At 69.5% G+C, this 7,574-nt stretch carries 7 protein-coding genes; 6 read left to right on the top strand and 1 reads right to left on the bottom strand.

Translation table 11 applies throughout. From position 1 onward, the window contains the following. A partial coding sequence (locus AC5RUH_RS13695; protein WP_494128861.1) for a PucR family transcriptional regulator ligand-binding domain-containing protein occupies positions 1-999 on the bottom strand: 999 nt, incomplete at its 3' end. A gap of 82 nt (positions 1,000-1,081) precedes the next feature. On the opposite strand from AC5RUH_RS13695, the gene AC5RUH_RS13690 reads away from it, so the two are divergent. The 6 genes from AC5RUH_RS13690 (at position 1,082) to AC5RUH_RS13665 (ending at position 7,541) form a co-directional block, all read left to right on the top strand. Further along, positions 1,082-2,512 carry an aminotransferase class III-fold pyridoxal phosphate-dependent enzyme gene (locus tag AC5RUH_RS13690; protein ID WP_494128860.1) on the top strand — a complete coding sequence of 477 codons (1,431 nt, stop codon included), beginning with the start codon at positions 1,082-1,084 and terminating at the stop codon, positions 2,510-2,512. Positions 2,513-2,588: 76 nt separating this feature from the next. Next, positions 2,589-3,749, top strand: a complete 1,161-nt coding sequence (locus AC5RUH_RS13685) for an acyl-CoA dehydrogenase family protein (protein WP_494128859.1) — start codon at positions 2,589-2,591, stop codon at positions 3,747-3,749. Positions 3,750-3,775: 26 nt separating this feature from the next. Then, positions 3,776-5,245 (top strand): aldehyde dehydrogenase family protein, encoded by a 1,470-nt coding sequence (locus AC5RUH_RS13680; protein WP_494128858.1) that lies wholly within the window; start codon positions 3,776-3,778, stop codon positions 5,243-5,245. Positions 5,246-5,252: 7 nt separating this feature from the next. Continuing rightward, positions 5,253-6,122, top strand: coding sequence for a 3-hydroxyacyl-CoA dehydrogenase family protein (locus AC5RUH_RS13675; protein WP_494128857.1), 870 nt, complete (start codon positions 5,253-5,255; stop codon positions 6,120-6,122). 88 nt (positions 6,123-6,210) lie between these two features. Further along, entirely contained in the window at positions 6,211-6,633 is a 423-nt protein-coding gene (locus tag AC5RUH_RS13670; protein WP_494128856.1) for an ArsR/SmtB family transcription factor, read from the top strand. Continuing rightward, positions 6,630-7,541 carry a cation diffusion facilitator family transporter gene (locus AC5RUH_RS13665; protein ID WP_494128855.1) on the top strand — a complete coding sequence of 304 codons (912 nt, stop codon included), beginning with the start codon at positions 6,630-6,632 and terminating at the stop codon, positions 7,539-7,541. Before AC5RUH_RS13670 ends, AC5RUH_RS13665 begins: the two co-directional genes overlap by 4 nt. Positions 7,542-7,574 lie beyond the last annotated feature (33 nt).

The raw sequence follows: 7,574 nt of genomic DNA, 5'->3' as shown, positions 1-7,574 counted from the left end.
GCCGCCGGCGGCCGGCCGGAGCCGGGCTGCCGCACCGGCGAGCGCCGTGAGGGAATCCGCCGTGCCCATCCGCGCGGCCAGCACGCGCACCCGTTCGGGCAGCTGCCCAAGGTTTCCGTCGGCTGCCACCAGCCGGGCTGCCTCCACCTGGCCGCGGGCAACCAGCTTGGCGACGACGGAGCCCAGCACCGTCGTCGTCCCCAGCAGCTCCTCGCGCTGCTGAGCCTTCAGGGCCAGCAGAACGCAGACCGTCGTGATGATCTGCCGATCGGCCTTGGTCAGGGTCCGGCCGGGGCCGATGGCCAGGAAGCCGTCGATCCGCCGTCCGACGAGGATCGGATACTCGACGACGGGAGCGCCGTGCAGCCAGAAGGTAGCGGCGGAATGGGTGCCGGCAACGTTGAGTCGCGTGGTTTCCAGTCTGAGGTGCGGCAGCAACGGCAGCGCACTGGCCGGCCACACGGTGGCCTCCGTCCCGGCGTCCGCGGGCAGGTAGGCCGCCCAGCCACCCAGCGCCTGGGCCAGCCCCTGCACGACCGACGGCAGGGCATCCGGACGCATCGTCGCCCGGGCCAAAGCGGTCTGCGTTCCCAGGTTCGCTATCAGGTCGGCCTGGTCGCTCCGCGAGGCCAATTCCCAAAACATCCGCGAGACGTCCAGGAACGGAACGCCGTCGGGGACCACCAACAACTCCACGCCCTCGGCGGAGCAGGCCCGGACCAGCTCCGGCGGCACGCTGTCCAGCCCCTCCCCCAGCCCCAGGCCAAGGGCGGCGACCCCTTTGGCTGCCAGCCGCCGCACGTACCCGTCCACGGCGGCGGCACTTCCGCTGAGCGGGATGCCGGTGGTCAGCAGCAGCTCGCCGCCCTCCAGGTAGGCACCCGGGTCCGCCAGCTCGGACACATGGACACCGGAAAGCTGGATCCCCGGCACCGGTCCGGGAACCGCGGGCCTGAGCGAATCTCCGAGTTCATGGCTGAGCTGCGCAAGGGAAACCATGGACTGATTATCCAACACCACCGGGGGCATTTGGGCAGAACATCCGATGACCCCGTGCCCACCGCGCGTTTAGCGTTGCCCTATGACCGATGTGCTCACTTCCGCGGCCGGCGCGGCCGCCGCCACGCTCCCCCAGTCCCGCCACCTGGCGACCGCCATCCCCGGCCCCCGTTCCCAGGCGTTGCACCGGGACCGGCTTGCCCACGTCAGCGACGGCTTCGGCATCGTCCTGCCGGTCTTCGTCGAGAAGGCGGACGGCGGCATCCTGCAGGATGTGGACGGAAACCGCCTGATCGACTTCGCCTCCGGCATCGCCGTGACCAGCATCGGCGCCAGCCATCCCCGGGTCCGCGAGCGGGTGGCCGCGCAGCTGGAGAGGTTCACCCACACCTGCTTCATGGTCACCGAGTACCAGTCCTTCACCGAGGTGGCCAAGTGGCTCAACGAGCACACCCCGGGCGATTTCGAGAAGCGCACCGCGCTGTTCTCCACCGGTGCCGAGGCCGTGGAAAACGCGGTCAAGATCGCGCGTTCGGCCACCGGCCGCAGCAGGGTGCTGGTCTTTGACGAGGCGTACCACGGCCGCTCCCTGCTGACCATGGCGATGACCGCCAAGGAGAACCCGTACCGGCTGCACTTTGGGCCCTTCCCGGCAGAGATCGTCCGGGCCGCCTCGGCCAATCCCCTGCGCCCGGCGGCACAGCACGACGGCGGGGTCCCCGCCTCGGCCGCGGACGTCACCGCGGCGGCGCTTGCCTCGGTCGAGGCCACGCTCGCCGAGCACGGCGCGGACAGCTTCGCCGCCATGGTCATCGAACCCATCCAGGGCGAGGGCGGCTTTGTTGTTCCGGCCCCCGGCTTCCTCGCGGGGCTGCGGCGGATCGCCGACCGGCACGGCATCGTGCTGGTGATCGACGAGATCCAGGCCGGCATGGGACGCACCGGGACGCTCTTCGCCAGCGAACACGAGTCGGTGGCCGGCGACATCACGCTCACGGCCAAGGCGCTGGCCGACGGGCTGCCGCTCAGCGCCGTCACCGGACGCGCCGACCTGATGAACGCCGTGCACGCCGGCGGCCTCGGCGGCACCTACGCCGGCAATCCGCTGGCCTGCGAGGCCGCGCTGGCCGTCTTTGAAGCGTTTGAGGACGGCAGCCTGCTGGCCAACGCCCGCGCCATCGAAGCCGCGGCACGCCGGGTGTTGGAGCCGCTGGTCGCGGAGACCGACGTCGTGGCAGAATTCCGCGGCCGCGGCGCCATGCTGGCCTTGGAGTTCGCGGACCGGGACACCTTGGCCCCGCGGGCCGACCTGGCCAAGGAGGTTTCTGCGCGGTGCCACGCGCAGGGCGTGCTGACCCTGACCTGCGGCACCCATGGCAACGTCATCCGGTTGTTGCCCCCGCTGGTCATCGGCGCGGACCTGCTCGCCGATGGCCTGCAGGTGCTGCGGCAGGCAGTCCTCGACGTTGCGGCGGACGGGAAGCCGACGTCGGCCGCTTCGGCATCGGCCTGACCCGCCTGCTGGGAACCGTCCTCCGGCAGCCCCACACCTCGACACCATCCCCCGAACTCCCCAGAAGGAACGCTCCATGTCTTTGGACCACGACCTGATTTCACTCGATTCCCTGCTCACCGAGGAGGAACGGCAACTGCAGAAGAACGTCCGCTCCTTCGTGGACAGCGCGATCAAGCCGAACATCGCCGGCTGGTACGAAGACGCGGTGTTCCCGCTGGAGATCGTGCCCGAGCTGGCCAAGCTCGGCCTGCTCGGCATGCACCTGGACGGCTACGGCTGCGCCGGCCGCTCCGCCGTCGAATACGGGCTCGCCGGGGCCGAGCTGGAGGCCGGCGATTCCGGCCTGCGCACCTTCGTCTCCGTGCAGGGTTCGCTGGCCATGAGCGCGATCCACAAGCACGGCTCCGAGGAGCAGAAGAACGAGTGGCTGCCCCAGATGGCCACAGGCGAGGCCATCGGCTGCTTCGGCCTGACCGAACCCAGCGCTGGTTCCGACCCGGCCAGCATGAAGACCTTCGCCCGCCGCGACGGCGACGACTGGGTGCTCAACGGATCCAAGCGCTGGATCGGCCTCGCCTCGGTCGCCAAGGTCGCCGTGATCTGGGCACAGACCGACGACGGCGTCCGCGGCTTCGTGGTGCCGACCGACACCGCCGGTTTCAAGGCCACCCCGATCGAGGCCAAGCTCTCCATGCGCGCCTCCATCCAGTGCGACATCGAACTCACCGACGTCCGCCTGCCCGCCGGGGCGCTGCTGCCGAAGGCCAAGGGGCTGCGCGGCCCGTTCGAATGCCTGAACGAAGCCCGCTACGGCATCATCTGGGGCGCCATGGGAGCCGCCCGCGATGCCTGGCAGACCGCGGTCGACTATTCCAAGGAGCGCATGCAGTTCGACAAGCCGCTGGCCGGCTACCAGCTCACCCAGGAAAAACTGGTCAACATGGCGCTGGAGATCAACAAGGGCTTCCTGCTCGCCCTGCACCTTGGTCGCCTCAAGGACGCCGGACAGTTGCAGCCCCACCAGATCTCCGTCGGCAAGCTCAACAACTGCCGCGAAGCCATCGAAATCGCCCGCGAATGCCGCACCATCCTCGGCGGCAACGGCATCACCCTGGACTACTCACCGCTGCGCCACGCCAACAACCTCGAATCCGTGCGCACCTACGAGGGCACCGACGAGGTCCACACCCTGATCCTCGGCCAGAAGATCACCGGCGTCCCCGCCTTCCGCTGACCCCTTCTCCGAACCAAGGAACACGCATGACCTCTCCGGTACAGCTGCAGCACTACATCGACGGCGCCTGGGTTCCCGGTTCCGGCTCCCCCATCGCCAGCCACAACCCGGCGCACCCGGACGAAGTTGTCGCCCGGGGCCTGCAGGCCGGACCTGCCGAGGTGCAACAGGCCATGGCCGCCGCCGTCGCCGCCCGGCGTGAGTGGGCGCGCACCCCGACGCACGAGCGCGGCGCCGTGTTGCTGCGCGCCGCCGTCGTGCTTGAACAGAACGCCGAAGCCTGGGGGCTGGAGCTGGCCCGGGAAGAGGGCAAGACCCGGGCGGAAGGCCACGGCGAGGTGCTGCGGGCGGCGCAGATTTTCCGTTACTACGGGAACGACGGCGACCGCGCCGCCGGGGAGATCTTCTCCTCCCCGCGGCGCGGCGAGAAGATCCTCGTGACCCGCAAGCCGCTCGGCGTGGTCGGCGTGATCACCCCGTTTAACTTCCCCATCGCCATCCCGGCGTGGAAGATCGCTCCGGCCCTGGCGTACGGCAACACCGTGGTCTGGAAGCCGGCGAGCACCGTGCCGCTGCTGGCACTGCGGCTGGCCCAGGCGCTGGACTCCGCCGGGCTGCCGGCCGGCGTGCTGAACCTGCTGATCGGCCCGGGCGCCATGGGCAACACCCTCGTCGAGCACCCGGCGCTGGACGGCCTGACCTTCACGGGCTCCACCGGGGTGGGCCGCCGCCTCGCCGCGGAGGCGGCCGGACGCGGTGTTCCCGTGCAGGCCGAGATGGGCGGTAAGAACGCCGCCGTCGTCCTAGCCGACGCCGACCTGCAGCTTGCCGCCGAACAAGTCATGCTCGGTGCCTTCCGCTCCACCGGGCAAAAGTGCACCGCCACGTCAAGGCTCATCGTGGCCGATGCCGTCGCCGACGAATTCCTCGCCGTGCTCACCGAGCGCGCCCATGCATTGGCAGTCGGCGATCCGGCCGACCCCGCGGTGCAGATGGGACCGGTCATCAACGACGCCGCCCGGAAGTCCATTCACGACGGCATCGAAGCCGCGCTAGCGCAGGGGGCCCGGCGGATCGTCGGAGGCCAGCGGTACGAGGATGGCTTCCTCGCCCGCGGCTACTTCGTCCCGCCGACCGTCCTGGAGCTCCCCGACGACCGGGAGCTCGACCTGTGGCGCGAGGAACTTTTCGGACCCGTGCTGGCCGTCCGCCGGGCGGCCACCGCGGAGCAGGCCTTCGAGCTGGCGAACGACAGTGAATTCGGGCTCTCCGCCGCCCTGTTCACCCAGGACGTTACGCGTGCCCTCGACGCGATCGACGACCTCGATGTCGGCATCCTGCACGTCAACTCCGAATCCGCCGGCGCCGACCCGCATGTACCCTTCGGCGGCGCCAAGAAATCCGGCTACGGTCCCAAGGAACAGGGCGCGGCGGCCAAGGAGTTCTTCACCCATACCACCACGGTTTATCTGCGCGGCGGGACCGCCGGAGCCTGAGGGACACATGACTGCCTCCATCGATAACATCAAGCACATCCTGGTCGTGGGTTCCGGCGCCATGGGCTCTCAAATCGGCATGGTCGCCGCCCTGGCCGGGTACCGGGTCACCGTCCAGGACATCGCCGAAGGGATGCTCGCCCAAGCCAAAAAGCAGCTGACCGCGCGCATGGAGGCCAGTGCGGCCAAGGGGCGGATCAGCCGAGAGGACGCCGACGGCGCGTTGGGCCGCCTGGCCTTCGGCACGGACCTCGCGGCCGCGGCGGCGGACGCCGACTTCGTCATTGAAGCCGCCACCGAGAGGCTCGAGATTAAGCAACAGATCTTCGCCCGGCTGGGCGAGGTGACACCCCCGCACGCCATCCTGGCCACCAACTCCTCCACCCTCGGCTCGTCCAAGGTCGCCGCGGTGACCGGCCGGCCGGAGCAGGTCTGCAACATGCACTTCTTCAACCCGGCCCTGGTGATGAAGTGCGTGGAGGTGGTCCGGCACGAGTCGACGTCGCAGGCCACCGTGGACACCGTGATGGAACTGGCGCGGCGTTTCGGCAAGGCGCCCGTCCTGATCAACCAGGAGGTCCCGGGCTTCGTTGCCAACCGGCTGATGGGCGCTCTGCAGAAGGAAGCGCTGGCCCTCCACACAGCGGGCGTTGCCAGCCTCGAGGACATCGACACCACGGCCAAGACCGCCCTCGGCCACCCGATGGGCCCCTTCGAACTCATGGATATGGTCGGCCTGGACGTCATCGACTTCATCGCCCGTGCCACCTACGCCGACACCGGCGACGAGGCGGACCTGCCGCATCCGGCCATCACGGAGCTTGTCGAGCAAAACCGGCTGGGACGCAAGACCGGCCGGGGCTGGTACAGCTACTGACGAATCGCTCCAAGGGACTAACCACTTCAACCGCTCACCCTCGTTCTGGAAATACGACAAAGCCGCGCTTCGCCGATATCATCGGCATATGACGATGCAACGGCAACGGGCCGCGGGCCGAACAGGCGATTTGGCGCCGGCGGCCGCGTTGTTCCACAGCCTTTCGGATCCCACCCGGCTGACCATCCTGCAGCACCTGACCACCGGCGAACACAAGGTCCGGGAGCTGACGGAACACCTCGGCCTTGCCCAGTCCACGGTCAGCGCCCACCTGTCGTGCCTGAGCGACTGCGGCCTCGTCACCTCGCGCCCGGTCGGGCGGGCGTCGATGTACTCGCTGACCACCGAGCCCGAACTGCTCGCCGCCCTGGCGTCAGCCGAGCAACTCTTGAAGGCCACCGGCTACGCCGTCGAGCTGTGTCCGACGGTTGCTGGCGGCCGGGCTGCCGCCGAGGCGCCCTCCGCGAAGCCAATGACAGGTGCGGCGCCCTCATCCGAGGCATCGGCGTGAGCGGACACCACCACCATGCCGGGCCCACGCACCGCGGCCGGCTGGCCATCGCCTTCGGCATCACCGCCTCCATCCTGGTCGCCATGGTGGTCGGCGCCTTCGTGACCGGGAGCCTCGCACTGCTGGTGGACGCCGGACACATGCTCACCGACGCCGGCGGGCTGCTGATCGCCCTGCTCGCCGCTTCGCTCATGGCCCGCCCGCACACGCCGCGCCGCACCTGGGGATACCTCCGGATGGAAGTCCTGGCCGCCGGCGCCCAGGCCGCGGTCCTGCTCGCGGTCGGAATCTACGCGCTGGTTGAAGGTGTCCAGCGGCTGTTCCACCCGCCCGAAGTCAGTTCGGGCGGCCTGCTGGTCTTCGGCATCATCGGCCTGCTGGGGAACATCGCCGCCATGCTGGTGCTTAGCGCCGGACGGAACGCGAACCTCAACCTGCGGGCGGCTTTCCTCGAGGTGGTCAACGACGCCCTCGGCTCCGTCGCCGTCATCGCCAGCGCCGTCGTCATCGCCACCACCGGGTGGACCCAGGCCGACGCGCTGGCCGCGATGCTGATCGCCGTCCTGATCGTCCCGCGCACCGTCAAGATCCTCCGCGAGGCGGGCAGCATCCTGCTGGAAACCGTGCCGAAGGGCCTGGATCTCGAGGACGTCCGCCAACACATCCTGGAAGTGCCGCATGTGCTGTCGGTCCACGACCTGCACGCCTCGCGGATCTCCTCCAACATCCCGGTACTCAGCGCGCACGTGGTGATCGAGGATTCCTGCTTTGTGGACGGTCACGCCCCACAGGTCCTGGACCAACTCCAGCAGTGCGTGGCCGAACACTTCGAGCTGAGCGTGGAACACTCCACCTTCCAACTGGAGCCCGCGGGCCACGTGGAGCACGAGCACCCGGGCCACGACTGAGCGGAACGGCCGGCGCGGCATCGCCCCTCACAC

The sequence above is a fragment of the Arthrobacter sp. Y3223166 genome, assembly GCF_059090935.1.
The sequence above is the reverse complement of the archived record's forward strand: the minus strand, read 5'-3'. Positions and strand labels throughout refer to the sequence as shown.

Bases quoted from the DNA above. Each gene is read 5' to 3' on its own strand.
- AC5RUH_RS13675 (WP_494128857.1), top strand. From the start codon at position 5,253: ATGACTGCCTCCATCGATAACATCAAGCACATCCTGGTCGTGGGTTCC.
- AC5RUH_RS13670 (WP_494128856.1), top strand. From the start codon at position 6,211: ATGACGATGCAACGGCAACGGGCCGCGGGCCGAACAGGCGATTTGGCG.
- AC5RUH_RS13685 (WP_494128859.1), top strand. From the start codon at position 2,589: ATGTCTTTGGACCACGACCTGATTTCACTCGATTCCCTGCTCACCGAG.
- AC5RUH_RS13690 (WP_494128860.1), top strand. From the start codon at position 1,082: ATGACCGATGTGCTCACTTCCGCGGCCGGCGCGGCCGCCGCCACGCTC.
- AC5RUH_RS13680 (WP_494128858.1), top strand. From the start codon at position 3,776: ATGACCTCTCCGGTACAGCTGCAGCACTACATCGACGGCGCCTGGGTT.